This is a genomic window from Nocardiopsis eucommiae (assembly GCF_965344335.1).
In the GTDB taxonomy this organism is placed as follows: Bacteria; Actinomycetota; Actinomycetes; order Streptosporangiales; family Streptosporangiaceae; genus Nocardiopsis; species Nocardiopsis eucommiae.
Window position 1 is genome coordinate 54,183 of record NZ_CBDRIY010000022.1, and the last position, 25,794, is coordinate 79,976.

At 70.5% G+C, this 25,794-nt stretch carries 26 protein-coding genes and 2 CRISPR repeat arrays; of the genes, 17 read left to right on the forward strand and 9 right to left on the reverse strand.

The features are described 5' to 3' along the window. Window positions 1-213: 213 nt before the first annotated feature. Window positions 214-936, reverse strand: a complete 723-nt coding sequence (locus tag ACRWK8_RS15845) for a DUF305 domain-containing protein (RefSeq protein ID WP_378740933.1) — start codon at window positions 934-936, stop codon at window positions 214-216. An 89-nt stretch (window positions 937-1,025) separates the two neighbouring features. Between ACRWK8_RS15845 and ACRWK8_RS15850 the strand changes: the two genes are divergently transcribed. Beyond that, window positions 1,026-1,799, forward strand: a complete 774-nt coding sequence (locus ACRWK8_RS15850) for a thioredoxin-like domain-containing protein (protein ID WP_378740931.1) — start codon at window positions 1,026-1,028, stop codon at window positions 1,797-1,799. Between the two features lie 107 nt (window positions 1,800-1,906). Here ACRWK8_RS15850 and ACRWK8_RS15855 read toward each other — a convergent pair whose 3' ends face one another. Next, the gene (locus ACRWK8_RS15855; protein WP_431871210.1) at window positions 1,907-2,368 is read right to left on the reverse strand and encodes a DUF3515 domain-containing protein; all 462 of its coding nucleotides are present in this window, start codon (window positions 2,366-2,368) and stop codon (window positions 1,907-1,909) included. A gap of 31 nt (window positions 2,369-2,399) precedes the next feature. Beyond that, a complete protein-coding gene (locus ACRWK8_RS15860; RefSeq protein ID WP_378740929.1) occupies window positions 2,400-2,633 on the reverse strand; it encodes an Lrp/AsnC family transcriptional regulator in 234 nt (77 codons plus the stop codon). Between the two features lie 150 nt (window positions 2,634-2,783). On the opposite strand from ACRWK8_RS15860, the gene ACRWK8_RS15865 reads away from it, so the two are divergent. Then, on the forward strand, window positions 2,784-3,770 hold the full coding sequence (locus tag ACRWK8_RS15865; RefSeq protein ID WP_378740927.1) for a thiamine-phosphate kinase: 987 nt from the start codon (window positions 2,784-2,786) through the stop codon (window positions 3,768-3,770). Between the two features lie 199 nt (window positions 3,771-3,969). Continuing rightward, window positions 3,970-4,626 carry a cellulose binding domain-containing protein gene (locus ACRWK8_RS15870; RefSeq protein WP_378740925.1) on the forward strand — a complete coding sequence of 219 codons (657 nt, stop codon included), beginning with the start codon at window positions 3,970-3,972 and terminating at the stop codon, window positions 4,624-4,626. Window positions 4,627-4,746: 120 nt separating this feature from the next. On the opposite strand, the gene rpmB is transcribed toward ACRWK8_RS15870, so the two are convergent. Continuing rightward, complete coding sequence (gene rpmB, locus ACRWK8_RS15875) at window positions 4,747-4,932, reverse strand: 50S ribosomal protein L28 (RefSeq protein ID WP_013151263.1); 186 nt, start codon at window positions 4,930-4,932, stop codon at window positions 4,747-4,749. Window positions 4,933-5,306: 374 nt separating this feature from the next. Here rpmB and recG point away from each other — a divergent pair, with 374 nt between their 5' ends. From recG to ACRWK8_RS15945, 14 genes are all read left to right on the forward strand, one after another. After that, window positions 5,307-7,514, forward strand: coding sequence for an ATP-dependent DNA helicase RecG (gene recG, locus ACRWK8_RS15880; RefSeq protein ID WP_431871173.1), 2,208 nt, complete (start codon window positions 5,307-5,309; stop codon window positions 7,512-7,514). Window positions 7,515-7,802: 288 nt separating this feature from the next. Continuing rightward, entirely contained in the window at window positions 7,803-8,369 is a 567-nt protein-coding gene (rsmD, locus tag ACRWK8_RS15885; protein WP_431871174.1) for a 16S rRNA (guanine(966)-N(2))-methyltransferase RsmD, read from the forward strand. A gap of 199 nt (window positions 8,370-8,568) precedes the next feature. After that, on the forward strand, window positions 8,569-9,057 hold the full coding sequence (gene coaD / locus ACRWK8_RS15890; RefSeq protein ID WP_378740919.1) for a pantetheine-phosphate adenylyltransferase: 489 nt from the start codon (window positions 8,569-8,571) through the stop codon (window positions 9,055-9,057). 224 nt (window positions 9,058-9,281) lie between these two features. Then, window positions 9,282-9,827: a YceD family protein gene (locus tag ACRWK8_RS15895; protein WP_378740917.1), complete on the forward strand. Its 546-nt coding sequence runs from the start codon at window positions 9,282-9,284 to the stop codon at window positions 9,825-9,827. A 132-nt stretch (window positions 9,828-9,959) separates the two neighbouring features. Continuing rightward, window positions 9,960-10,136: a 50S ribosomal protein L32 gene (gene rpmF / locus ACRWK8_RS15900; RefSeq protein WP_013151268.1), complete on the forward strand. Its 177-nt coding sequence runs from the start codon at window positions 9,960-9,962 to the stop codon at window positions 10,134-10,136. Between the two features lie 349 nt (window positions 10,137-10,485). Further along, on the forward strand, window positions 10,486-11,238 hold the full coding sequence (gene rnc, locus ACRWK8_RS15905; protein ID WP_378740915.1) for a ribonuclease III: 753 nt from the start codon (window positions 10,486-10,488) through the stop codon (window positions 11,236-11,238). A 3-nt stretch (window positions 11,239-11,241) separates the two neighbouring features. Continuing rightward, window positions 11,242-12,099, forward strand: a complete 858-nt coding sequence (mutM, locus tag ACRWK8_RS15910) for a bifunctional DNA-formamidopyrimidine glycosylase/DNA-(apurinic or apyrimidinic site) lyase (protein WP_378740913.1) — start codon at window positions 11,242-11,244, stop codon at window positions 12,097-12,099. Window positions 12,100-12,224: 125 nt separating this feature from the next. Further along, the gene (locus ACRWK8_RS15915) at window positions 12,225-12,512 is read left to right on the forward strand and encodes an acylphosphatase (RefSeq protein ID WP_017545947.1); all 288 of its coding nucleotides are present in this window, start codon (window positions 12,225-12,227) and stop codon (window positions 12,510-12,512) included. Between the two features lie 372 nt (window positions 12,513-12,884). Beyond that, window positions 12,885-13,076 (forward strand): hypothetical protein, encoded by a 192-nt coding sequence (locus tag ACRWK8_RS15920; protein WP_017545948.1) that lies wholly within the window; start codon window positions 12,885-12,887, stop codon window positions 13,074-13,076. Between the two features lie 454 nt (window positions 13,077-13,530). Further along, on the forward strand, window positions 13,531-17,076 hold the full coding sequence (gene smc, locus ACRWK8_RS15925) for a chromosome segregation protein SMC (RefSeq protein WP_431871178.1): 3,546 nt from the start codon (window positions 13,531-13,533) through the stop codon (window positions 17,074-17,076). A 102-nt stretch (window positions 17,077-17,178) separates the two neighbouring features. Further along, window positions 17,179-17,664, forward strand: coding sequence for a hypothetical protein (locus ACRWK8_RS15930; RefSeq protein WP_431871180.1), 486 nt, complete (start codon window positions 17,179-17,181; stop codon window positions 17,662-17,664). 119 nt (window positions 17,665-17,783) lie between these two features. Then, entirely contained in the window at window positions 17,784-18,170 is a 387-nt protein-coding gene (locus ACRWK8_RS15935) for a hypothetical protein (RefSeq protein ID WP_431871182.1), read from the forward strand. 148 nt (window positions 18,171-18,318) lie between these two features. Next, a CRISPR array of direct repeats spans window positions 18,319-18,652; the repeat unit is 29 nt; unit sequence CTGCTCCCCGCGCACGCGGGGATGGACCC. Between the two features lie 153 nt (window positions 18,653-18,805). Continuing rightward, window positions 18,806-19,345 (forward strand): class IV adenylate cyclase, encoded by a 540-nt coding sequence (locus ACRWK8_RS15940; RefSeq protein ID WP_352388257.1) that lies wholly within the window; start codon window positions 18,806-18,808, stop codon window positions 19,343-19,345. A 369-nt stretch (window positions 19,346-19,714) separates the two neighbouring features. Next, window positions 19,715-21,163, forward strand: coding sequence for an amidohydrolase family protein (locus ACRWK8_RS15945; protein ID WP_431871184.1), 1,449 nt, complete (start codon window positions 19,715-19,717; stop codon window positions 21,161-21,163). Between the two features lie 213 nt (window positions 21,164-21,376). After that, window positions 21,377-22,321: a CRISPR direct-repeat array (repeat unit 29 nt; unit sequence CTGCTCCCCGCGCACGCGGGGATGGACCC). A 36-nt stretch (window positions 22,322-22,357) separates the two neighbouring features. Here the strand turns inward: ACRWK8_RS15945 and ACRWK8_RS15950 are convergent. The 5 genes from ACRWK8_RS15950 to ACRWK8_RS15970 all read right to left on the reverse strand — a co-directional run bounded on the left by ACRWK8_RS15950 (window position 22,358) and on the right by ACRWK8_RS15970 (window position 25,184). Further along, window positions 22,358-22,846, reverse strand: coding sequence for a hypothetical protein (locus tag ACRWK8_RS15950; RefSeq protein WP_431871186.1), 489 nt, complete (start codon window positions 22,844-22,846; stop codon window positions 22,358-22,360). Further along, entirely contained in the window at window positions 22,843-23,382 is a 540-nt protein-coding gene (locus ACRWK8_RS15955) for an ATP-binding protein (RefSeq protein WP_431871188.1), read from the reverse strand. The genes ACRWK8_RS15950 and ACRWK8_RS15955 overlap by 4 nt, the downstream gene beginning before the upstream one ends. A gap of 100 nt (window positions 23,383-23,482) precedes the next feature. Further along, window positions 23,483-24,004: a hypothetical protein gene (locus ACRWK8_RS15960; RefSeq protein ID WP_431871190.1), complete on the reverse strand. Its 522-nt coding sequence runs from the start codon at window positions 24,002-24,004 to the stop codon at window positions 23,483-23,485. Next, on the reverse strand, window positions 24,004-24,567 hold the full coding sequence (locus ACRWK8_RS15965) for an ATP-binding protein (protein ID WP_431871192.1): 564 nt from the start codon (window positions 24,565-24,567) through the stop codon (window positions 24,004-24,006). Before ACRWK8_RS15965 ends, ACRWK8_RS15960 begins: the two co-directional genes overlap by 1 nt. A 293-nt stretch (window positions 24,568-24,860) precedes the next feature. Then, the gene (locus ACRWK8_RS15970; RefSeq protein WP_431871194.1) at window positions 24,861-25,184 is read right to left on the reverse strand and encodes an ATP-binding protein; all 324 of its coding nucleotides are present in this window, start codon (window positions 25,182-25,184) and stop codon (window positions 24,861-24,863) included. Window positions 25,185-25,794 lie beyond the last annotated feature (610 nt).

Sequence of the window (25,794 nt, forward strand, 5' to 3'; positions counted from 1 at the left end):
GGACACGTCGGGGAGGGGGCGGTCGGGCGGGAGCCGGGAACGTCCCCGCGCGACCGGTGAGGACCCCGGTGGCACAGCCAACGCCTCGGACGACGGGAACGCCCCGGGACAGCACGACGGCGCGCCCCCGTCTCCGGGGACGCGCCGTGACACCGTGTCTCCTCGCCCGCCCGTCGTCCTCCCGAGGCAGGGCTCCCGCGCGGCGGCGGGACGTTACCGGCGCAGCTCCAGCAGCCGCTCCATGTTGTCCACCTCGGACTGCTGCGCGTCGACCATGCCCTGGGCGAAGGTCGTGACCAGGTCCTCGTTGCCGAGCTCCACCTCGGCCTCGGCCATGTCGATCCCGCCGAGGTGGTGGGCGATCATCAGCTCCAGGAAGAGGACCTCGGCCTCCTCGCCCTCGGCGTCGGTGAGCCGCACCATCTCCTCCTCGGTGGCCCAGCCCGGCATGGTCTCGGGCACCACGCCCTCACCGCCGCCGTGGTCGTGGGCGGCCATCCAGGTCATCGGGGGCTCGGAGGCGCGGGCGGTCAGACCCCACGAGCTCAGCCACCCCTGCATCATCCCGATCTGCGCCTGCTGGGTCCGCGCCATGTCCGTGGCGATCGTGTGCACCTCGACGTCGTCGGTCCTGTCCATGACGAGCAGCGCCATGTCCACGGCCTGGGCGTGGTGGGTGCTCATGTCACGCAGGAAACCGGCGTCGGCGCTGGTGTCCAGCGGGTACGACGGGCGGCCCAGGAGCAGCCCCCCGACCAGGGCGAGGGCGACCAACGTCACGGTCATCCAGAGCGGAACCGAACGTCCGGGCGAGGAGGGAGCGGAGGTGTCGCCCTCGTCCTCCGGGTTCGCGTCGGACTCGGCCGTTCCGTCCTCGTACGACTCCTCGTCGGCACGGTCGGTGTCGTCGGACGCCGCCCCGGTCACATGCCCCATCTGAACCACCCTGGTCAAATCGCACCACTCTGATGCCAAAGTAGAGGATAGGAAAGTCCCTTTCGACCACATCCAGCCCAGGAGAACCAGTGGCCAAGAAGACGAAGGCGGAGGAGCGTCGCGCTCGCGCCGCCGCCCTGCGGGAAGAGCAGCGCAAGAAGGAACGCCGCGCCAAGATCCTCAAGATCGCAGGGATCAGCGTAGCCTCCGCGGCGGTCCTGGGCCTCCTGGGAACCGCGGTCTTCATGGAGTTCCGCTCCCGCAACATCTCCGGCGTGCAGGAGTACGCCATCGACGAGTACAACCACGTTCCGGACGGCCAGCGCGTGGACTACGCGCAGTCCCCGCCGGTCGGCGGCCAGCACTGGAACAGGTGGCAGAACTGCGGCGTGTACACCGAGCCGCTGATGCCGGAGTTCGCCGTCCACTCCCTGGAGCACGGCGCGGTCTGGATCACCTACGAACCGGACATCGCGGAGGACCAGATCGAGGCGCTCCAGGGTTTCTACAACCCCGGCGACTACCTGGTCATCAGCCCCTACGAGGGTGAGATGGACGCGCCGATCGTCGCCTCCAGCTGGGGCCGCCAGATCACCGCCGACAGCGCGGACGACGAGGACCTCGCCCGCTACGTCCAGTACTACGAGCGCGGCCAGGACGTCCCCGAGCCCGGCGCCGCCTGCTCCGGCTCCATCTCGTTCACCGCCGCCGAGATCGAGGCCGAGATCGCGGAGGACGGCCCGGACGCCGAGTCCCTGGAAGGCGCGGACAGCGACGAGTCCGGCTCCGACGCCGACAACGAGGACACCGACTCCGAGACCACCGACGAGCCCAGCGCCGCTCCCGAAGAGGACACGGAGTAGGGCCGAGAGCCCGGAGACACCCCCGGAACGCGAACGTGGGGCCGCAGGCGATCCTCCCGCCTGCGGCCCCACACGTGTGTCGGGGGGTGGGCGCCGCCCCGAAGCGGTCACTGACCGCTGTCGGCGCGCTCTTCCAGGTGCTCGGAGATCAGGTCGCTCAGTTCGCTGAGCGCGGGGGCGGGTGCGCCGTAGGAGGGCGGAACCGTCAGCTCGACGTAGGCCTCGCGCTCGACCGCCGTGTACACGGTGGGGGCGTCCTCGGGCTGGGGCAGCCACGCCACACCGTTGACCTCCTCCAGGATCGAGTCCATCTCCAGGGAGGCGGGCCGGGGCACACCGCAGCGCAGTCCGATGGGCGGGTCGCCCCAGGCGGCCATGATCTCCGACTCGGGCTGAACGGTCGCGCGGTCGGCGCCGAGCAGCGTCTCCGGGAGGTCCGCGACCAGCGCGCCACATGCCTCCGCGGTCTGACCGTCCGTCTCGGGGGGCTGCATCTGCACGGTCTGGCCGCCGCAACCGGCCGTCACCAGGACGACGGCGAGGGCCGCTCCGAAGTAGCGCTTGTGCACGGGCAACCTCGCTCCGTCGACTCGGTCGACCTCAGATGTTGACGATGGGACAGGTAAGGGTACGGGCGATGCCGTCCAGACGCTGAATCCGGGCGACGACGAGGGAGCCCAGGGCGTCCATGTCCTCCGCCCGCGCCTGCACGATCACATCGTAGGGACCGGTGACATCGTTCGCCTGGTCGACCCCCGCGATCCCGCGCACGCGCTCCGCGACCTCGGCGGACTGGCCCACCTCGGTCTGGATCAGGATGTATGCCTGCACCATGTTGACTTCTCCTTCGTGCCGGGCCTGTGGGGTGGCGAGCGGACGTGGCCCCGGCCGGAGGGCACAGCCGATGACGAACGGATCACGAACGTGGGGCCTGACCACGGGGTCTAGACCTCTGCGCCGGAGCGTCACCGTACCCTGATCTGTGTGTTGAGCACCATTGGGGGTCTTGGTGAGTTCGCTCTGATCAAGCGCGTGACGAGCCAATTCCCCAGGACGGACGACGTAATCCTCGGACCCGGCGACGACGCCGCGGTCGTGGCCGCGCCCGACGGGCGCACGGTCGCGACCACGGACCTCCTCGTCGAGGGCCGCCACTTCCGGCGGGACTGGTCCACCGCCCGCGACGTCGGGCACCGCGCCGTGGCGCAGAACTACGCCGACGTCGCGGCCATGGGAGCGCGCCCCACGGGGCTGCTCATCGGCTTCGCCGCGCCCCCGGAACTCCCCCTGGCCTGGGCCGAGGAGTTCACCCTCGGCGTGCGCGACGAGTGCGCCAGGGCCGGGGGAGCGGTGGTGGGCGGCGACACGGTGGGATCGGACACCCTGACCATCGCCGTCACCGCCCTGGGCGACCTGGAGGGGCGCGCCCCGGTCCGCCGTGACGGCGCCCGCCCCGGGGACGTGGTCGCCTACACCGGTCACCTCGGCCTGTCCGCCGCCGGGCTGGCCCTCCTGGAGCGGGGCGTCGACGGACCGGCGGCGTGCCTGTCCGAGCACCGCAGGCCGAGCCCGCCCTATCTCGCGGGTCCCGAGGCGTCCCGGCTCGGCGCGACCGCCATGCTCGACGTGAGCGACGGTCTCGTCCAGGACCTCGGACACGTCTGCCGGGCCAGTGGCGTCAGCGTCCGCCTGGAGTCGGAGGGGTTGCGGCCCGAATCCGCACTCCTCGAAGCCGTCCGTGTACTCGGGGCTTCTGCGGGGAAGGCTGAGGAAGCCGCCCGTCGCCTGATGGTGGCCGGCGGCGAGGACCACGCGCTCGCGGCGGTCTTCCCCCCGGAGGTCGTGCTCCCGGAGCACTGGCACCGCGTGGGGACCGTGGGCGAGGCACCTGAGGAGGGCGGACGGCCCTCCGTCACGGTGGACGGAAACGTGGTCGAGCGCGGTGGGTGGGATCATTTCCGACGGGACTGAGCCCGTTTGGATTTGTCCTGTTTGGCTGGGGCGCTAGGCTTTGCCATCGCGGTCAGCGTTGGCCTACGGACAGTGGTCCGGCCTCGCGGGGCCCGAACCCGCGGCGATCCACCGAGGTGAGGACCCTGGTCCGCGTGGCCGTCGGCCCGGGGTGAGCAGGGCGAGCGGAACGACGTCGGAGGGCGGCACATGGGGCGGCATGGCTAGGCGGCACGGCCATCGTCGTGGAGCCCACCGCAGCGAACCGGAGAACGCCGGGGCGCTGCGGCGGTTCGGCGGACTCCTGGAGAGCACGGTGCCCAAACGGGTCGAACCGCCGAGGCTGCTCAACGTCCTCGTCGTCTCCGGGGTGATCCTCGGGCTGCTCCTGTTCGGCTACAGCACCACACAGATCTACCTTCAGTTCGGCGGCCCGCCCGGTGCGACGGAGGCCCCCGGCCCGCAGGACGGGGGGGCCGACCCCACCCAGGACGCCTCCCCGCGCCCGGACCGGGGCGGTGCCTCGTCCGGGGAGGGGAGCACCGGACCACAGACCCAGGCCGGGTCGGACCCCACGGCCGTCTCGTACCGGGTGCTGGAGGCGACGGCGGTCGGCTTCACCGGCCGGGTGACCGTCACCAACACCTCGCGGAGCCGGCTCGACGCGTGGGAGCTGGCCCTGGCCTTCGAGAGCGCCGACGTCACCGAGGTCCACGACGCGGACTGGGAGCCGTTGGAGGACGGCATCCTGGCCCGCCAGTCCGGGACCGAGGGACACCTGGAGCCTGGGGAGTCGGCCACGCTGACCTTCGACGCGATCGGTGCCTCCCAGAGCCCCGTGCGGTGCTCCCTCAACGGCCACGTGTGTGACCTGTAGCTCCGCTGGCTCCGATCGCCGCTCGCGTCACGCGCTTCACCCGGGCACCGGTTCCGGACAGCACGAAGGCCCCCCGACCGGAGTCGGAGGGCCCTTCGAGAACTACGGGTGGGAGGGACCCTAGCGGGTCACCTTGCCAGCCTTGATGCACGAGGTGCACGCGTTCACACGCTTGGGCGTGCCGCCCACGCGGGTGCGAACGGTCTGGATGTTGGGGTTCCAGCGGCGGCGGGTGCGACGGTGCGAGTGGGAAACACTGTTACCGAACCCTGGTCCCTTGCCGCAGACGTCGCAGACGGAAGCCACGGTAACTCCATTCAAGTGCTCGGGATCGCGCACGTCGCCGCACGCGAGAGGTCATCCGGCCAGAGGAGGCCGGGTGGGCAGGCTGGCGAGGACGCCAACCGGGGAAGAGTACACGAAGGACATGCCCGAAGGTGAAATCAGACCACTGGCGGGCGTCCGTACGCGCAACGGCGGGGAACGGCGCGGCCGAGGCCTCACACACCCACCGGAGCATCGAGATCAGCCACGCGGGCATGGCGAAAACGCGATGAACTCTGACGAGTATACCCCGGTTGGGACGGGCGGACGTCAAGCTTGGCTTGACCCCGGTCGTCACACCGGAGGTCTACGGTGACAGTGACGGGCGACCCCACGAGGCCAGGACGGGAACCACAGTGAGCACCTGGGACGAGCCGCTGCGCAAAGGACCGCTCGGCGGCAGGACGGCGAAGGCACTCGCCGACAAACTCGACCTCCACACCCTCGGTGACCTGCTGCGCTACTACCCGCGCAGGTACGACCGCCGGGGCGAACTCACCGACCTCGCGCTCCTGCGCGAGGGCGAGGACGTCACCGTGCAGGCCAAGGTCCTGGACGCCCGGCGGCGCACCATCCCCGCCCGCCAGGGCCGCCGCCGCATGGACATGATGGAGGCCACCGTCACCGACGGCACCGGCCGTCTGCACCTGACCTTCTTCAACCGGGGGTCCCACCACCAGAACACCCTGGTGCCCGGGCGGCTGGCCATGTTCTCCGGCCGGGTCTCCACCTTCAAGGGCCGACGCCAGCTCGACCACCCGGAGTACGTGCTCCTGGACGACGAGGGCCTGGAAGGCGAGGCCGCGCGGGCGTACGCCAACGAGCTCATCCCCGTCTACCCGGCGGTCAAGGGGCTGGACTCCGCCACCATCGCCCGGTCGGTCGGGGTCGCCCTCGACTACGCCGTGGACATCCCCGACCCCCTCCCGCCCGAACTGCGCGACCGCAAGGGGCTCCTCGGCGTCCACCGGGCGCTCGTCCAGATCCACCGGCCCGCCGAGTGGGCCGAGGTCGGGACCGCCCGGCGCCGCCTGAAGTGGGACGAGGCCTTCGTGCTCCAGCTGGCCCTCGCCCAGCGGCGCCAGCAGGCCGAGGAGCTGCCCGCCCGGCCCCGGCCCGGCACCGACGGCGGGATCCTCGACGCCTTCGACGCCCAGCTCCCGTTCACGCTGACCGAGGGCCAGGAGGAGGTCGGTGCACGGCTGGCCGAACGGTTGAACGCCACCCATCCCATGCACTGCCTCCTCCAGGGTGACGTCGGCGCGGGCAAGACCCTGGTGGCGCTGCGCGCGATGCTGCGGGTGGTGGACTCGGGCGGCCAGGCGGTCATGCTGGCCCCCACCGAGGTCCTGGCCCAGCAGCACCACCGCTCCATCAGCGCCATGCTCGGGGCGCTCGGCCGGGCCGGGCAGATCGACGGCGCCGACACCGCGACCCGCGTCGCCCTTCTCACCGGGTCCATGAACACCGCCGCCCGGCGCGAGGCCCTGCTGGAGGCGGCCTCGGGCCAGGCGGGGATCGTCGTCGGCACCCACGCCCTGCTCCAGGAGCACGTCTCCTTCGCCGACCTCGGCCTGGTGGTCGTGGACGAGCAGCACCGCTTCGGAGTGGAGCAGCGCGACGCCCTGCGTGAGAAGGCCACGGACGGTCGCCCGCACGTGCTGGTGATGACCGCCACGCCCATCCCGAGGACCGTCGCGATGACGGTCTACGGCGACCTGGACGTGGTGGCACTCACCCAGCTGCCCCGGGGACGCGCGCCGATCTCCACCCACGTGGTCCCCGCCCACGAGAAGCCGCACTTCCTCACCCGCGCCTGGGAACGCGTCCGCGAGGAGGTGGGCCAGGGGCGCCAGGCCTTCGTGGTCTGCCCCCGGATCGGCGACGGACCCGGCGGGGAGACCGGTGACGAGGTCGAGACCCCGCCCGGGGACGCGCCCCCGGGCGCCCGGCCCCCGCTGGCGGTGCTGGACGTGCTCGCCCGCCTCCGGGAGGGGCCGCTGGCGGACGTGCGGGTGGAGGCGCTGCACGGGCGGATGGCCCCGGACGACAAGGAGGCGGTGATGCGCCGCCTGACCTCCGGCCAGACCGACGTGGTCGTGTCCACCACCGTCATCGAGGTGGGCGTGGACGTGCCCAACGCCACGGTCATGGCGATCATGGACGCCGACCGGTTCGGGATCTCACAGCTGCACCAGCTGCGCGGCCGGGTCGGCCGTGGCCAGCTGCCCGGGCTGTGCCTGCTGGTCACCGAGGCGGAGGAGGGCAGCCCCGCGCGTGAACGACTGGCCGCCGTCGCCTCGACCACGGACGGGTTCGAGCTGTCCCGCGCCGACCTGGAGATGCGCCGGGAGGGCGACGTGCTCGGAGACGCCCAGTCCGGGGCGCGTTCGAGCCTGCGCATGCTCACACTGGTCAAGGACGAGGAGCTGATCGGGGAGGCCCGCGAGGAGGCCACCCGCCTGGTGGCCGAGGATCCGGGCCTGACCGGCCACCGGCCGTTGGCCGACGCCCTGGCGGCCCTGCTTCCCGAGGAACGCGCGGAGTACCTGGACAAGACCTGAGCCGTGGCGGCCCGCGTCCACCGACGACGGGCCCCGGTCCCCGGGCTCGGTGCGCAGGCGGGGTCTCCCGGCGCGGTTCTGCTGCGGATACCGGCCGTCCCCAGAGCGGGTCCGGTTTCCACAGGAGGTCGGTGGTCCCCGGTCGTCCACAGGACTGCGGAACGTGTTTGTCCACAGGCGGGGAGGCCACCACTGGCGTGCCTGCCCGCCCCGGTGTTGACTCGATGTCGGGGGAGCCTCCGCCTCCGCCCGCCTCGGCGTGCCCCGGGGCGCACTACCGTGGGGGCCATGACCCGCATCATCGCCGGGGCGGCGGGCGGACGGCGCATCTCCGCCCCCGACGGCCGCACCACCCGACCCACCAGTGACAGGGCCCGCGAGGCGCTGTTCTCCTCCGTCCAGTCCGACCTCGGCTCCCTCGACGGGCTCCGGGTGATGGACCTCTACGCGGGGTCCGGGGCGATCGGCCTGGAAGCCCTCTCCCGCGGTGCCGCGCACGCCCTGCTGGTGGAGGCCGACCACAAGGCGGCCCGGGTGGTGAGGGAGAACATCGCCACACTGCGGCTCCCCGGGGCGGAACTCGCCGCCGACCGGGTCGAGCGGGTGCTGGCGCGCGGCAACCTCGGCGCCCCCTACGACCTCGTGGTGGCCGACCCGCCCTACGCGGTCACCGACGACGAGGTCGCCTCGGTGCTGTCGGCCCTGGTGGAGCACGGGTGGCTGGCCCCGTCCGCGATGCTCGTGGTGGAGCGGTCCAAGCGCGGTGCCGAACCGGCCTGGCCAGGGGGGATCGAGCTGGACCGCAGCCGCAAGTACGGCGAGGCGATCCTCTGGTACGCCCGCACCACCGAGTAGATATCGGGCATACGCCACGTTTTCCGGCGTCACGCGGGGGAAGGTTCAGACGACCCGGTGGCGTCGGCCCTCACCGTGGCCGCGCCGGGTGTGAAAGCGGACACGGGGGACCGCTAAGTGGGAGTTGCCCGAAATGGGACGGGAGTGAGCCCCTACGATCGCTGTACCCGTGAGTAGTACCTGAGAGGGGCGATCCACCGTGCGCCGAGTCGTCTGTCCGGGCTCCTTCGACCCGGTCACCTACGGACACATCGACATCATCGGGCGAGCCGCCAAGCAGTACGACGAGGTCATCGCCGCCGTGCTCAACAACGTCAACAAGCGGGGGCTCTTCACCGTCCCCGAGAAGCTCGACATGCTCACCGAGGGCACCGCCGAGTTCGACAACGTCCGGGTCAGCGAGTTCGACGGGCTCCTCGTCGACTTCTGCCGCGACAACGGCATCGAGACCATCGTGCGCAGCCTCCGTTCGGTCAGTGACTTCGACTACGAACTCCAGATCGCGCAGATGAACTACCGGCTCTCCGGCGTGGAGACCGTCTTCATGACGGCCAACCCGCAGTACTCGTTCCTGTCGTCCAGCCTGGTCCGCGAGATCGCCCAGCACCGGGGCGACGTCTCCAGTCTGGTCACGCCCCACGTCCAGGAGCGCCTCAGGGAGAAGTACGCCGAACGCGCCCAGGGATGACCCCCGCGGGGGTGGCTTCGGGGGGCTGATTTGGGTGGTCGGGGACATGGTAGGTAGAATCTGGGTTCGACCATGGGCGTCGCCGGTCCTCGGCGTGCGCTCAGGCCGGTCAGCACCACCGCGACAGCCCGAATCAGCACCATGTCGGCGGCCGTGTGCCCGGCACCCGGAACTCTCCTGAAAGCGCGATCACCCTGTCTCGTCTAGATGCCCGCGACCCGTACGTGGTCGACACCCGCCAGCTGGGCCGCCAGCCGGGGTCGATGCGTACCGTCAACCGAATCGTGACCGTCCCCGACGCGTTCGAGACGGCGATGGCCAGCGTGCCCAAGGGCCAGGAGATCGAGCTGGACCTGCGCCTGGAGGCGGTGATGGAGGGCGTCCTCGTCACCGGGACCGTCAGCGGTCACCTCACGGCGGAGTGCTCCCGCTGCCTCGACCCCCTCTCCGAGGAGCTGGAGGCGGGCTTCCAGGAGATGTACCGGTACACCGGCGACGACGAAGTGAGCGTCCCCAGTGACGAGGACGCGGACGGCGATGATGAGGACTACTATCTAGAGGGCGATCTGCTCGACCTCGAACCAGTGATCCGAGACGCCGTCGTGCTCGCGCTCCCACTCTCACCGCTGTGCGGCCCGGACTGCCCCGGCCTGTGCGCCGAGTGCGGTGTCAAGCTCGCCGACGCCGGGCCGGACCACGGTCACGGCGACGGTGTCGACCCGCGTTGGGAAGCACTTCGCGACATCGCGGAGAAGCCCGACCAGCAGTGAGTCAGTGAACCGATCGCGCGCGGCCCCCACGGGGAACCGCCGACGACCGGAGCACACCCTCCCCGCCACAGCGCGCGGGGTGACCAGATAAGCGACCTCCCGCGACCGCGGGGGTGACCCAGGAGGATTGAAGTGGCCGTCCCGAAGCGGAAGATGTCGCGGAGCAACACCCGGACCCGCCGTTCCCAGTGGAAGGCGTCGCGCCCGGTGCTGGTCAACTGCCCGCGCTGCCGTGACCCGAAGCAGCCCCACATCGCGTGCCCGACCTGCGGCACCTACAACAACCGCCAGGTCACCAACCCGGCCTAACCCGGACGTGCCAGGCTTCGGGCAGCTGCCCGATCCCGTACTCCCGGACATCATCGGGGCGGAACCCTCTGAGGGATCCGCCCCGAAGTGCTGTCCGGGAACGGCCGTCCCGGGGGCCACCGTCCCCAGGGCTTTGTAGAGTGAAACCGACGGACCGTGGGAACACCATGATCCGTGGTGTCCGACACCGGTGATCCCGGTCCCACAGGGGCTCCCGAGATCGTGGTGGCCGCCGGGGGAGTGACCTCCCGCGACGATCACCTCGTTTTCGAGCGTCCTGGACGGCTCGGGGGACACCTCCACCTCCGCGCGCCGCCGCCCGGCGCGCCCAACAGGGAAGCGAACTCGCGTGGCAAGTCAACTCTCCGTCTCCGAGGCCAGGTCGTTCCACCGTGCGATCGGGGTGGAGGTGGACCCGAAGATCCTGCTCCGGGCACTGACCCACCGCTCCTACGCGTACGAGAAGGGTGGTCTGCCCACCAACGAGCGCCTGGAGTTCCTGGGGGACTCCGTGCTCGGCCTCGTGGTCACCGACACCCTCTTCCGCAAGCACCCGGACCTGCCCGAGGGCCAGCTGGCCAAGCTGCGCGCCGCCGTCGTCAACATGCGGGCCCTGGCGGACGTCGCGCGCGGTCTGGGCATCGGTGAGTACATCCGGCTGGGCCGGGGCGAGGAGGGCACCGGGGGGCGCGACAAGTCGTCGATCCTCGCGGACACCCTGGAGGCCATCATCGGCGCGGTCTACCTGGACCGCGGCCTGGACACCGCCTCGGAGTTCGTGCACCGCCTCTTCGACCCGCTGATCGCCACCGCCTCCGGGCTGGGCGCCGGACTGGACTGGAAGACCTCGCTCCAGGAGCTCACCGCCGCCGAGATGCTGGGTGTGCCCGAGTACCACGTGGACGAGAGCGGCCCCGACCACCAGAAGACCTTCCGCGCCACCGTGCGGGTCGCGGGCGAGAGCTACGGCCTGGGCGAGGGGCGCAGCAAGAAGGAGGCCGAGCAGCAGGCCGCCGAGTCCGCGTGGAAGGCCATCCGGGCCCGTGCGGACCGCGCCGCCGAGCAGGCCAGGGACGGCTCCAGCGGTAGCGGGCGGGGCTGAGGCGTGCCCGAACTCCCCGAGGTCGAGGTGGTCCGGCGCGGTCTGGCCGAGCACGCCGTGGGGCGCCGGATCGGCGCCGTCGAGGTGCTGCACACGCGCTCGGTCCGCCGTCACGTGCCCGGCCCCGCCGACTTCGCGGCGCGGCTCGGCGGGCAGACCCCCACGGCGGTGCGCCGTCGCGGAAAGTACATGTGGCTGGTGCTGGACAGCGGCGACATGCTCCTGGCCCACTTGGGCATGAGCGGGCAGATGCTGGTGCAGCCGCAGGGCAAGCCGGACGAGCGGCACCTGCGGGTGCGGATTCCGCTGGACGACGGGAACGAACTGCGCTTCGTCGACCAGCGCACCTTCGGGCACCTGCTGCTGGACCGTGAGGGCGAGCGCGCCGAGGTGCCGTCGTCGGTGGACCACATCGCCCTGGATCCGCTGGACGCCGCGTTCGTCCCCGAGGCGTTCGTCAGGGCGCTGCGGGCCAAGCGGACGGAGGTGAAGCGGGCACTGCTGGACCAGTCACTGATCAGCGGTGTGGGCAACATCTACGCCGACGAGGCGCTGTGGCGGGCCCGGCTGCACTGGGCCCGTTCCACGCGGGGGCTCTCCAACGCCCAGGCCCTGGAGCTGCTCGGACACGTCACCGACGTGATGACCGAGGCCCTGGCGGTCGGCGGCACCACGTTCGACGGGCTGTACGTGAACGTCAACGGTGAGAGCGGGTACTTCGAGCGGGGGCTCAACGCCTACGGGCGGCGGGACCGGCCGTGCGGCCGCTGCGGCACCCTGATCGTGCGTGAGGCCTTCATGAACCGCTCCTCGTTCAGCTGCCCGAGCTGTCAGCGGGCGCCGCGCGCCGCCCGCTCCTGAGCCGCGTTCGTCGCCGTCCGGGGGAGCGGAACGTAATATTTCGTCCCTTTTTTGATACGTCTGTGGTCTCACGTGGCGTGTCGGTGAGCAAAGTGTCTCCGTGAGGTAAGGGAGAGTTCGGGGCCGTGGGGCAAGAGGGAGAGCCGATCCGACTGACCGCCTGGGTGCGGGGGCGGGTCCAGGGCGTGGGTTTCCGCTGGTGGACGCGGGCTCGGGGGCTGGAACTCGGGCTCACCGGTGCCGCCACCAACCTGGACGACGGCCGGGTGGAGGTCGTCGCGGAGGGGTCACGGGAGAGCTGTGAGAGGCTGCTGGGACACCTGAGAAGCGGCGAAACCCCCGGAAGAGTGGACTCCGTGGTCGAACGCTGGGCTCCGCCCGGGGGTTCCTTCGACGGTTTCGTCGAGCGGTGAGTATGCTGGAACGGTAACGCGGTAGGAACATTGACCGTGGGGCGGCGCGACCGGGCGACAGACGGGCGCCGGGAGCCACGGGCGATCACCGCGCGAGCCGTTCGAGGGCCGCGCTACCGGCGTCACCGCCGGGGGGTGGATCACGTTCTGACCGTGCGGTGCCACGTGCCCGGGTGGTTTCGGCCCGGGGTGTGGTCGTTACGGACTGTTGTAATCCAATCTTGACCAGCGGCGCGCGGAGTGAGACTCTGGAAGGCACACCGCGCAACTTCCGACCGTGGCGTCGGCCCTGAGTAACCCGGGTCGAAGAGTACACACGGGGACACGTATGCGCGCATCCCAACTGGTCACTCAGTGTGGAGGACCCACATCATGGCGAAGGCTCTGTTTGGCCACGTCGGCGGCTCCGACCCTCGTATGGTCTCGGAGATGCGACGGCTTCAGAAGCGGGTACGCGACCTCGAGGACGAGATCAGCCGTCTTCAGGCGAAGAACGACCAGCTCAGCATGGCCGTCACCGACGTCGCCGCCAGCGCGACCGACCGCGAGCCCGCGCTCGCCTGACACCGTGACGTCGTGAGGGCCGTCCGCGACGGCCTGGAGGCGACACACGGAGGATGATCCACTGACGGGGACGCCGAAGCCACTTCCTGGCGTCCCTGGCCGGATCTCCACCGAACAGTCGAGGACTCGACACTCGGACTCGACACCCGATCGGCCCGTACCGCCTGCGTACCGGAGCCGGACGGGAACCCGAAACCGCCGCTCGCTTTCCCTTCCCTTGCGGTTTCCTTTACCGTTGTACCCGGCGGAATCGCACGCAACCCTCCGTGTTCGCGCGATCTCTCCGCCTCCGGCACCCCTCGGGCGTCGGCATCGCCGCAACGTCACGGTGTCGCAGCTCATCGCCCCCGAGTGGCCCCAACGCCGCACTTCGCGCCCTGCTTCATGGCACCCTTGAGGTCGGCCCCGTGGCGACCGCCCGTGGCGACAACGGTGACCGTCGTGGGAGGCGCGGGTGTACCTGAAGAATCTGACGCTGCGCGGCTTCAAGTCGTTCGCGTCGGCCACCACCTTGCGCTTCGAACCCGGCATCACCTGTGTGGTGGGACCCAACGGGTCCGGCAAGTCCAACGTCGTCGACGCCCTGTCCTGGGTGATGGGCGAGCAGGGCGCCAAGTCCCTGCGCGGCGGCAAGATGGAGGACGTGATCTTCGCGGGCACCTCCACCCGCCAGGCGCTGGGCCGCGCCGAGGTCAGCCTCACCATCGACAACAACGACGGCGCCCTGCCGATCGACTACACCGAGGTCACCATCAAGCGGACCATGTTCCGCAACGGCGGCTCGGAGTACGCGATCAACGGAGACACCTGCCGTCTGCTCGACATCCAGGACCTGCTCAGCGACTCCGGCATCGGCCGCGAGATGCACGTCATCGTCGGCCAGGGACAGCTGGACACCGTCCTGCACGCCGGCCCCGAGGAACGCCGCGCCCTCATCGAGGAGGCCGCGGGCATCCTCAAGCACCGCAAGCGCAAAGAGAAGGCGATCCGCAAGCTCAACGCGATGCAGGGCAACCTGGACCGCGTCACCGACCTCACGGCCGAGCTCCGCCGCCAGCTCAAGCCCCTGGGCCGCCAGGCCGAACTCGCCCGCAGGGCCGCCGTCATCCAGGCCGACCTGCGCGACGCCCGGCTGCGCCTGCTCGCGGACGACATCGTCACCCTCACTGAGCAGCTGTCCAAGGAGGAGGCGGACGAGAAGGAGGTCCGCACCCGCCGCGGGGCCGCCGAGACCGCCCTCAACCAGGCCCAGGAGCGCGAGGCCGAGCTGGAGGAGCGCTCCACCGCCGCCGCCCCCGCCCTGGCCCGGACCACCGAGACCTACCACGCCCTGTCCCGCCTGACCGAACGCCTCGACGCCGTCCGAGGGCTGGCCACCGAACGCCACCAGAACCTGGTCGCCGTCCAGGGCGAGGTCGTCCAGCGCCGCGACCCCGAGGAACTGGAGATGGAGGCCGAGGAGGCCGCCGCCCAGGAGGAGGAGCTCCAGACCCGCCTGGAGGAGGCCCGCGAGGTCCTGGAGACCAGCGTCACCGAGCGCGCCGCCGCCGAGGACGCCCTGCACCGCGAGGAGCGCCGCCTGGAGGCCGCCTCCCGCGCCTCCGCCGAGCGGCGCGAGGGCATCGTCCGGCTGGCCGCCCGCGTGGAGGGACTGCGCGGACGCCTGACCTCCCACGAGGCCGAGATCACCCGGCTGGAGGAGGCCGCCCAGCAGGCCGCCGAGCGGGCCGCCGCCGCCCAGTCCGAGTACGAGATGGCCGCCGAGGAGTCCGCCGGGCTGGACGAGGGGGACGCCGAACTCGACGAGACCCAGGAGCGGTTCGCCCGCCGACTGTCGGCCGTGGACGCCGAGCTCAACCATCTCCGTGACACCGAGCGCTCCGCCGAGGGGGAGCGTGCCGCGCTCGCCGCCCGCAAGGAGGCCCTCGAACTCGGCCTGGCGCACAAGGACGGCGCCGGAACCCTCCTGGAGGCCGGGCTGCCCGGCATGCTCGGCAGCCTCGCCGCCCTCGTCCAGGTCGACCCGGGCCACGAGACCGCAGTCGCTGCCGCCTTCGGGGTGGCCGCTGGGGCGGTCGCCGTCCGCGACGAGGCCAGCGCCGCCGCCGCCCTGGAACTCCTCAAGTCCGAGGACGCGGGCCGGGCCGGGATCGTCGTCGCCCGCGCCGTCCCCTCCGCCGACCGCGCCAGCTGGCCCTCCCTGCCCGGGGGCGTCCGCTACGCGGCGGACGCCGTCAACGCTCCCGAGCACCTGTCCGACGCGGTAGCAGCCCTCCTGGACCGGGTGGCCCTGGCCGACGACGCCCCGGCCGCCCGCGAGCTGGTCGCCGCCCTTCCGCAGGTGCGGGCGGTCACCCCGGACGGCGACGTGTTCGCCACCGCCATGGTCCACGGGGGGACCGCCGCCGCGCCCAGCCTCCTGGAGGTCCAGGCGGCGGTGGACGAGGCCGCCGAACGCCTGGAGGCCGCGACCGAGGCCGCCAAGCGCGTCGCCGTGGAGCTGGACGAGAAGAAGCGCGAGCGCGCCGAGATCGCGGAGGCCGCCGACGAGGTCACCGCGCGGCGCCGCCAGGGGGACCGCCGGCGCAACGAGTCCGCGCAGAGGCTGGGCAAGCTCGGTGGTCAGGCCCGTTCCGCCGAGGCCGAGTCCGAGCGCTATGCGGCCGCCGCCGCCAAGGCCGCCGCGTCGCGGGGCGAGGACGCGCAGAAGTTGGAGCGCCTGGAGGAGGAGCTCGCGGAGGCCGAGGAGATCGCCGCCGCCGTCGAGGAGGAGGCGCCCGACGCCGACCACCGCGACGAACTCTCCGCCCTGGCCTCACGTGCCCGCGCCACCGAGATGGAGCGGCGGCTGGCCGTGCGCACCGCCGAGGAGCGGGCCCGTTCCATCGCGGGCCGCGCCGACGCCCTGCTGGCCCAGGCCGCCGAGGAGCGCAGGGCGGTGGAGCGCGAGGCCGAACGGCGCCGCAGCCGCGCCGCCCAGGCGACCGTCGCCCAGGCCGTGTTGGAGAGCGCCCGGCTGGCCCTGGAGCGCATCGCCGTGTCCCTGGCCGCCGCTGAGGCCGAGCGCGTGGCCGCCGAGGCCGAGCGCGAGGCCCGCGACGGAGAGCTGAAGACCGTACGTGCCCGGGTCCGTGAGCTCTCGGTGGAGTTGGAGAAGCTGACCAGCTCCGCGCACAGCGGCGAGGTGGCCCGCGCCGAGCGCCGGATGCGTCTGGAGCAGCTGGAGACCAAGGCTCTGGAGGAGCTGGGCGTGGACGTGCCCACCCTCGTCGCCGAGTACGGTCCCCGCGTGCCGGTGCCCCCGGCGGCCGACGCCGACGAGACGGCGGTGCCGCTGCCCTACGTCCGCGAGGTGCAGGCCAAGCGGCTCAAGGTGGCCGAGCGCCAGCTCAACCAGCTCGGGAAGATCAACCCGCTGGCGCTGGAGGAGTTCGCGGCTCTGGAGGAGCGGCACGCCTTCCTCAACGCCCAGCTGGAGGACCTCAAGAAGACCCGCCGGGACCTGATGGACATCGTCGCGGAGGTGGACGCCCGGGTGCAGGAGGTGTTCTCCTCGGCCTACCTGGACGTGGAGCGGGAGTTCGCGGCGATCTTCGGCCGTCTGTTCCCCGGGGGTGAGGGCCGCTTGGTGCTGACCACCCCCGAGGACATGCTCACCACGGGTATCGAGGTCGAGGCCCGGCCGCCCGGCAAGAAGGTCAAGCGGCTGTCCCTGCTGTCCGGCGGTGAGCGCTCACTGACCGCCGTGGCCTTCCTCGCGGCGATCTTCAAGGCCCGGCCGTCGCCCTTCTACGTGATGGACGAGGTCGAGGCGGCCCTGGACGACACCAACCTCCAGCGTCTGCTGGTGATCTTCGAGGAGCTGCGGGAGTCGTCGCAGCTGATCGTGATCACCCACCAGAAGCGCACGATGGAGGCGGCGGACGCCCTGTACGGCGTCACCATGCAGGGTGACGGGATCTCCCAGGTCATCAGCCAGAAGCTCGACCGCCCCGCCTAGCGCCCGGACGCCCTCCGACGGTGTCCCGGGGTAGGCTCACGGTCGGCCTCCCGCGTTGGCGTGGGGCCGATCCCCCGCCTCCATCCCCTGTGAAGGTCTTCCTTGGACACCGCCGCTTCCGTTTTTCTGTTCGTCTTCGTCGCGCTGATCGTCGTTGCCATGGTCTACGCGGCCTATCGGAGCCGGGTCACGGCCACGGCCCTGGAGCGGGAGAGAACGGTGGGCCCGGGAGCGGTCGCCGTGGAGAGCGAGAAGGAGGAGGGAGAGCAGGGGACCGAGCACGGGGAGAGGGTGCCTCACAAGGACGATCCCCTGTTGCGGCTGGTCGTGTGGGTGGGTTACGGCCTGGCCGTCGCACTGCTGGTGACGGATCCCGCCCTCCTTCTCATGATCGCGGGGGGAGAGGAGGCGAGGTCTCCAGGGTGCATGCCGGTGATCGGTGCCTCCTTCTGGCAGGAGCGCCCCTCGCTCGGCCAAGGGACCTGCTCCCAGCTGGCCATCTCCCGACTGGGGTGGGCCCTGGTGCTGTCGGTTGCGGCGACGGTCAGCCTGTTCACCCTCGCCCGCGACGCCGACCGGGCGAAGTGAGGGTGGCGTAGGTCACTGCCTCTCCCCTCGGTTCGAGGGGGACCGCGGACCGGTCGGAGCCCTAGCCTGGCGGTTGTAGTGCCAGTACCAACCCCAACCTTCAGGTCGAAACGGACGCCGTGTTCTTCATCCCCCTCGTGCTGTGGGCCCGACAGCGGATGCGCCACTTCCCTGGTGTCGTCCGCGCCAGTGTGGCGGTCGGGGGTACCGGTGTCTTCGCCATGATGCTGCTCCTGGGTACGTCCTACCGTGTGCAGCCGCCGCCGGGTGAGGACGGGCGGGTGCGCTGCTCCCCGGTCGTGTGGGTGGGGCCCGCACTCTGGGACGACCGCCGTGACTGGGGCGAGGACATCGAGCAGATGATCCGCCAGGAGTGGGTGGACTCGTCCTGCTCGGAGCGGCAGAAGAGCCGCGCCATCCTGTCGTTGGCGCTGGCCCTGCCCTCCAGCCTGTGCTTCGGCTACGCCCTCGTGAAGCTCCCCAGGGCGAAGGACGGGGATTCCTGATCGGGCCTAGGATCGGGACGGGTGGCTGTACGCGTTGTACGGGCAGTGGAGAGGGCAGAGGGTCGTGGCGATTTTGGGTGAATTGTCTGTTTCTCAACAACTTGCAGATTTGGCGTCTTTCCGCTGACAAACGTCCAGGTCAGTGAGACTGCTCCCCGCGCACGCGGGGATGGACCCACGATGCGACGTACCTGCTGTCGCGTGTACCCCTGCTCCCCGCGCACGCGGGGATGGACCCGACAGCACGTGCAACAGGGTGAAGGGGTGGTACTGCTCCCCGCGCACGCGGGGATGGACCCGCACCCATTCGGCCTCGCTGTCGGCGGGCCGGCTGCTCCCCGCGCACGCGGGGATGGACCCGGGCGGCAGCGTCGATCTGGTGGGCGTATGGGCTGCTCCCCGCGCACGCGGGGATGGACCCCGCACCTGGGCGGGGAGGGTCTCCATGAAATCCTGCTCCCCGCGCACGCGGGGATGGACCGCTACCGCAAATGGCGAACGCAGGAATGCGGGGAACTGAGCTGTGCGGATCCTCCGCTTCCGTCAGGCGGATCGTGGCAGGTTGGAAGCTGACCACACCACGATTCCACGACTTCTCCACTGACCGCGCACAGCAAAGAAGGGGACCCGACGACGTGAGCGTGATCGAGTACGAGGCCAAGGTCTTGGACATCGACCCTGAACAGGTCGCCGGGCTCATCCTCGACAAGGGCGGTGCTGACCTGGGTGAGGTGCTTCAGCGGCGCTACGTGTACGACATCGAGCCGAGGGACACCTCCCGATGGGTGCGTCTGCGCGACACCGGGAGCCAGGTCACGCTCACGGTGAAGGAGATCGACTCCGACGCCATCGGCGGCACCCGGGAGACCGAGACGGAGGTCGGTGACTTCGAGACCGCCAACGCGTTGTTGGGCAAACTCGGTTACACGCCCAAGGCCTACCAGGAGAACCGACGGCACAGCTTCACGCTGGACGGGGCCCAGTTGGAGATCGACTCCTGGCCGCGGATCCCCGCGTATCTGGAGATCGAAGCAGACAGCCGCGCCGAGGTGGTGCGGGTGGCCGCGCTGCTCGGATTCGACGAGTCGTCTCTGACGGGTGAGAACACCACCAAGGTCTACGACCGTTACGGCATCGACCTGTCCGGCATCGCGGATCTGCGCTTCGATGCCTGAGGAAGGTTGATCGCTGCCTTTGGCCTTCGTTCTGACGCTTGTCGGCCCGGGGCACCTCTTCATCCCCTGTGGAGGCACGCCTGCTGCTGTGTCGGAGGCCTCCCCAGAGCCTGAACGCCTCAGTGAGGTCCCCTGCGGCGGGTAGTCCGTCGAGATCATCCACGGGGTGGAACGGCCGGGCGCTTGTGTTCGCGCGAAGCGACCAGGCTGGGACTGATTCCAGGACACCGGCAGGTCGCTGCGGCCCCGTGGAACGGTCCCCGGGAGCACAGGTGCACCTTTCGTCACCGAAAGCCCTGAATCCGCGTATACGTTCGACTACGGAAAGAAAGCCCGAACGTCGAACAACCCGCCGAGGAGCTTCCCCGGATGAGTGAGAACACCCGGTTCGAGCGCGGACGCCCCGTCGTCCTGCGCGGCGGAACGGTGCTGCCGATGGATGACGCCCGCACCATCCTGCCCGACACCGACGTGCTCGTGGTCGACGACCGCGTCGCGCGGGTCGGCCGCGACCTGGCCGTACCCGACGGCGCCGCGGTCGTCGACGCCACCGACGGCATCGTCATGCCGGGCATGGTCGACACCCACCGCCACATGTGGCAGACCGCGATGCGCGGTTACGGGGCCGACTGGACCCTGACCCAGTACTTCGTCTGGTACTACCTGGAGGGCGGCAAGCTGTTCCGCCCCGAGGACGTGCACGCGGGCAACGCACTGGCCGCGGCCGAGGCCCTCGAGGCCGGGGTGACCACGGTCGTGGACTGGTCGCACGGACTGAGCACGGTCGACCACGCCGACGCGGCCGTGGACGCCCTGAAGTCCGTTCCGGGCCGGTTTGTCCTGGCCTACGGCAACATCCAGGCCCAGCCTGGCGAGTGGGCCACCGACCCGGCCTTTCGTGACTTCGTGCGCCGCCGCTTCGACGGCGACCGCGACATGCTCGACGTGCAGATCGCCTTCGACGTCACCGGCGATCCGGACTTCCCCGAGAAGCGCGCGTTCGAGGTGGCCCGCGAACTGGGGTTGCCGGTGACCACGCACGCGGGTGTGTGGGGCGCCACCGGCGACGACTCCATCAGGCTCATGCACGACCACGGGTTCATGACACCGGAGACGGTGTACGTGCACGCCGCCTCGCTGTCCACCGACTCCTACCACCGCATCGCCGCGACCGGCGGCAGCGTCTCGGTCTCCACCGAGAGCGAGCAGAGCGCCGGGCAGGGCTATCCGCCCACCTGGAGGCTGCGCGAACACGGCATCCCGGTGTCGCTGTCGATGGATTCCAGTGCCTGGTGGAGCGGCGATCTGTTCTCGGCCATGCGCACCACCCTGGGCGCCGACCGTTCCCGCGAGCACCTGGAGGCGCACGCGCGCGGGGAGACGGTCACGCACGCGTCCCTGCGCGCGGACCAGGTCGTGGAGTGGGCGACTCGCGGTGGCGCCGACGCGCTGGGCCGCGCGGACCTGGGTCGGGTGCGCCCCGGGGCCAAGGCGGACCTGGTGCTGATCAAGAACGAGCACTCCCCGGTCTCGTTCCCGCTGCTCAACCCCTATGGCCACGTGGTCTTTCAAGCTCAGCGCGGGGACGTGCACACGGTCCTGGTCGATGGCAGGGTCGTCAAGCACGAGCACCGCCTGGTCGGTGTCGACCTGGGCATGATCCGCCGGAACGTGGAGTCGACCCTGGATCACCTGCGGGGCGCGCTCGGCGACGAGGAGTGGGTCAAGGGAATGAACCCCGACGTGCCCGAGCCCACCCTGCTCGACAACCCCTACTCCTACACCGACTACAAGAGCTCCTCCACGCACGGTGGCTGAGTTCGCGAGCCCGGAACGGGCAGCCCCTGTTGAAGGTCCCGGCGGTGGCTGCCCGGCTTATGAAGTCGCTGATTGCGGAACGAAGTAGCCGTGAGCGTCGAGTGGGAGGTAGAAAGAGCAAAGGAGATCGCCAGGAGGATGGGTGAAATGTCTGTTTCTCAACAACTTGCAGATTTGGCGTCTTTCCGCTGACAAACGTGCAGGTCAATGAGACTGCTCCCCGCGCACGCGGGGATGGACCCGAGCTCGTGCTCAGCGGGCGGGGCCGGGACAGCTGCTCCCCGCGCACGCGGGGATGGACCCCACATCCACGACCCCGAGGTCACGGGTGCGCTCTGCTCCCCGCGCACGCGGGGATGGACCCTCCGAGACGTCCTGTCACCTGACCACAGAGTCCTGCTCCCCGCGCACGCGGGGATGGACCCAGCGTGCCGTGCGGTCCCTGCCGCGTCGGTCTCTGCTCCCCGCGCACGCGGGGATGGACCCCGCCGAGCGGTGAAGCGCTGACCGAGGGCGAACTGCTCCCCGCGCACGCGGGGATGGACCCGTGAACACCGGCCACCCGGTGTCCCAAGTCAGCTGCTCCCCGCGCACGCGGGGATGGACCCAACACGCTCACGCTGGACGTGACAGGGGCGGACTGCTCCCCGCGCACGCGGGGATGGACCCGGGTACCGGTGCAGCATCGGGCTGGCCGCGCAGCTGCTCCCCGCGCACGCGGGGATGGACCCACCGTGGAGTCGATGCCGTACCGGGCGACGTCCTGCTCCCCGCGCACGCGGGGATGGACCCAGCTCGGCGTCCCCTCCTACGTCCCGTCGTGACTGCTCCCCGCGCACGCGGGGATGGACCCGACCTGGGCGGCGCCGCCTCCTTGGCCACGGTCTGCTCCCCGCGCACGCGGGGATGGACCCACCATGTCCACGCTCGTCGACGCCCTGATCGCCTGCTCCCCGCGCACGCGGGGATGGACCCGCGCCCCGGCTTTGGCCTCGCTCTCGCGCTGCCTGCTCCCCGCGCACGCGGGGATGGACCCTTGGTGCCACGGTTGGACTTGACCCACTCCTCCTGCTCCCCGCGCACGCGGGGATGGACCCCGGCCGACGCTGAACGGTGTGGGGGTGTTCGGCTGCTCCCCGCGCACGCGGGGATGGGTGGGGCCCGGTGGGCGCCGGGCCCCTTTCTCTTGGTGGTTCAGGCCGGGATGCCGATGTTGTGGCTGAGGGGCTGGCCCAGGATCTCTAGGGTGGTCAGGCCCAGGAGGAGCGTGGAGCTGATGGCGGTGGCGGGCCATCCCCACCACCGGCGGGGTGCTCGGTGGCGCCCCCGGAGAAGGACGCGTTCCGGCTCGGCCCTGGTCGTGGCGGCCTCCCGTGCCTTCCGTTCGCGCTGTTGGCGGGCGACGTGCACCCAGTGCGGGAGGGGTCCGTGCTCGAGCATGTAGGCCACTCGCGGATTGCCCTGCATCTGGCGCAGGAGGCGTTCCTGACGGTCCTGGTGTGACTCGGACCAGGGCAGCCCCGTGCGGGCCCACTCGGACTGGGGCGACTTCGCGCGGGGAGACGTTGCCGGAACGACTCGGGACGGCACGGTCCGCTGTGGGCGCGCCGGGCGGGGGAAGCGGTGGCCTCGGGGTGCGGCCAGGACGGACCGCACCCCCGGGCTGAGCTGGTGACTGGTCATCGGGCACACCTGCCAGCGACCAGGGTGGGGTGGGTGAACTCGGCCCAGATGACGGTGCCCAGCCCGGCGCAGAACGGGAAGTCCAGCACCGGCCGGAACCCCCACCGGGTGGCGAGGTGGCCGAGTAGGAGCAGGCCGCGTCCGCGTTCGGCGCGCTCCTGCTGCTGCCTGGTGCGCCTGCGCGGGACCTTCGGAACGGTGTCCGTGGTGGAGTTGGTGCGGGTGCCGTCATCGATGATCGAGATCCGCGCCGTCCCAGGCCGGGGCAGGTCCAGGGTGCGCACCACCCGTCCGTCGGGGTCTTCTCCGGAGCGGGAGTGTTCGCAGGCGTTGGCGAACATCTCGCTCACGCACAACACCATCTCCTCCTTCACCTCGGCGGTGGGGGAGAGCAGACGGTGGAGGTCGGCGTCCAGGTCCGCTCGGACCTGGCTGGTGTGGGAGAGCTGCCCGGGGTAGACGCGGCACTGCCACCGGGGCGCGTTGGTCGGGCTGTTCGTGTGGTTGAGAGCAGGGGTGTGCGGCACAATGGCCATGTCGGCAATCGCTTTCTCTTAGACGGTTGTGCTTGTCGGCCTGCTCTGGGGGTGTTGACGCACCCGCCAGAGCTTTTTCATGGACTGGCTTCGAGGCCTCTCAGGCAGCGGGCGGAGGTTCCGGGTCGCTCCGGTGAACACCGAGGTGGCGGTGGGCGAGCAGCCTGAGGAGCTCCGTGCGGGTGGGTGCGGTGATGCGCTCGTAGGGGTCCCCGGCACCGGTCCACCCGAGGGGACGCCGGGCCACGAAGGTCTCGTTGGGGACTTGTCCTTCGACGGTCATGTTCCAGTCCTTGTGCAGCAGGGTGCAGAGCACGTGTTCGGGGACCGGCAGCGACTCCGGATGGGGGTTGTTCTGCTTCGGAACCTTGCCCGCTACGGGCCGGTTGCCGGGTACCCGTGTGGGTGCGGGGTGGTCGTGGATCGCCTGGTCGATCAGCTGCATCGCCTGTTCGGCGTTGCTGTACTCGCGGGCGGTCCGTAGGGCTTCCAGGATCAGGGGGATGCGGTTGCGCAAGGTGTGGTTGTGCCACACGTCCACCTGCGCGGGAGTCAGATGAGTGGGGGCGGCCAACGCGTTCTCGGCGGTCGCGAGCAGGTCCCTGGTGTCGATGTCCAACATCACTGCTCTCCCTCGATCTGGGTCCACGGGTTGTGGGTGAGGTCGTAGGAGAGGTGGAACCAGACCTGCCGGAACTTCGGGTTGCCGTTGTCGCCCCATCGGTCCGCCAACGCGTTGACCAGACCGAGGCCTCGGCCGCTGCCCGGACCCGCGTCGGGGCCCAGGGTGGCGAGGTCGGTAGCGGTGAGGTGCCCAGGGGCCATGGGGTTCCGCGTGCCCTGGTCCTGGCAGGTCAACGTCATGCCGTTCGCGCCTCGGTCCACGGTGAGTGAGTAGGTGCTGCCGTGCTCACTCGACAGCGAGTGAGCGATCGCGTTGTTGGCCAGCTCCGAGCCGAGCAGCGTGAACAGGTATCGGTAGTCGGTGCTGCGTTCGGCGGCGCTGGTGTCCAGGAACGCCCGCACCAGGGGCATCAGGCTGGGGAGTCCGGCGAAGGCGTACTTGCGCTTACGGAACGGGGTGCCCACGGTCCGGGAGAAGTAGTGGGCGTGGAACGGCTTGATGAAGCTCGCCAAAGGGACTGTGGCCTCGCGGGAGGTCAGTTCGGGGGAGAACACGCTCACGTGGCCACCGCCAACCGTCGCAGCCCGGCCAGGACGGCTCCCAGGACCTGCAAGGGGATCGAGTCGATCGGCCTCCTGGGAGAGGGGATCAACGGACCTCGGGAACGAGCAGTGCTGCAGCGGGGGTTGGTGAGTACTCGGGTGAACCACCCAGGTCGAGGCGGCAGGCGGTCAGCGCTCATTTTCGTCCAGTTCTCTTGAGAGTGGTTGGTGATGCACGGGTGTGAAGGGTGGGCGTCCCACCGGGAAATGCGGTTCGGCTCCCGGGTGTGGCGGGAGGTGAGGGTGGTGGGTCAGCTGAGGTCGAGGACAACCTCGACCGTGGTCTGCTGGATGCGGTTGCCGTCCCAGGTCCAGGAGGGGTTCCAGGACAGGGCGAGGCGGTTGAGGACCGCCAGTCCGGAGGCGCTATCTCGGGGGTTGAGCTGCGGGTACTGCGGCTGGACGGTGTCTCGCGGTCCCTGATCCGTGACGTAGAGGTGGGGGAGTAGCGGTCGGGACTGGTCCAGGACCACGCGGACGGTTCCGCCGGGCAGGCCCGACCGGGAGTGCTGGTGGGAGTTGGTGACGAGGATCCGCGTGATGCGGGCCAGACGGGTCCCCTGAACGGGAAGCATGTTCCGACACCAGGCGGAAAGGGCTCGGTACTCGCGAGTGGGTCCGAGCAGGATTCCGTGACGTGCGGGCTCGGAGAATCGGAGGGCGCGGGGATAGCGCCCGACGTGGGTGTTTGGTGTCCTGGAGTGGTTCTTAATAGCCCGCATCTGTCTCACCTCGGGTGCTTCGGGGTGGGTCTTGAGCCCAGTCGACTGCTCTCGACATCGGCCACTGGGGTTTTCATGACCTGGGGATCGACCACTGGCCGTGTCTCCCCCAGTCAGGAATCCAGCCCAAAACCCCTATTTGGCCCGATAAGGGGCAGTGGGCTGAAGTCGTGCTCCAGTTGCGCCTCAAGCGGGTTCTGGCGTTCTGAAGCGACTGGCCATAACTTGACACATGTGCTGGTCAGGGCGCCATGGAAACAGGGCAACTGTTTTTTCCTGGTTCTGGGAGTGGCGAGTAGTTGCGATCTGTTGTTGACTGTTGCCATGTCGAAGGACGGACCGAAAGATCAGATTCGGAAGTGGGTTCCTTTTGGTGCGGCTGTGCGTAAACACCGCACTGACCGAGGATTGTCACTCCCTGACGTTGGAGCGCGCCTGGGTGTGAGTGGGGCGATGGTCGGGT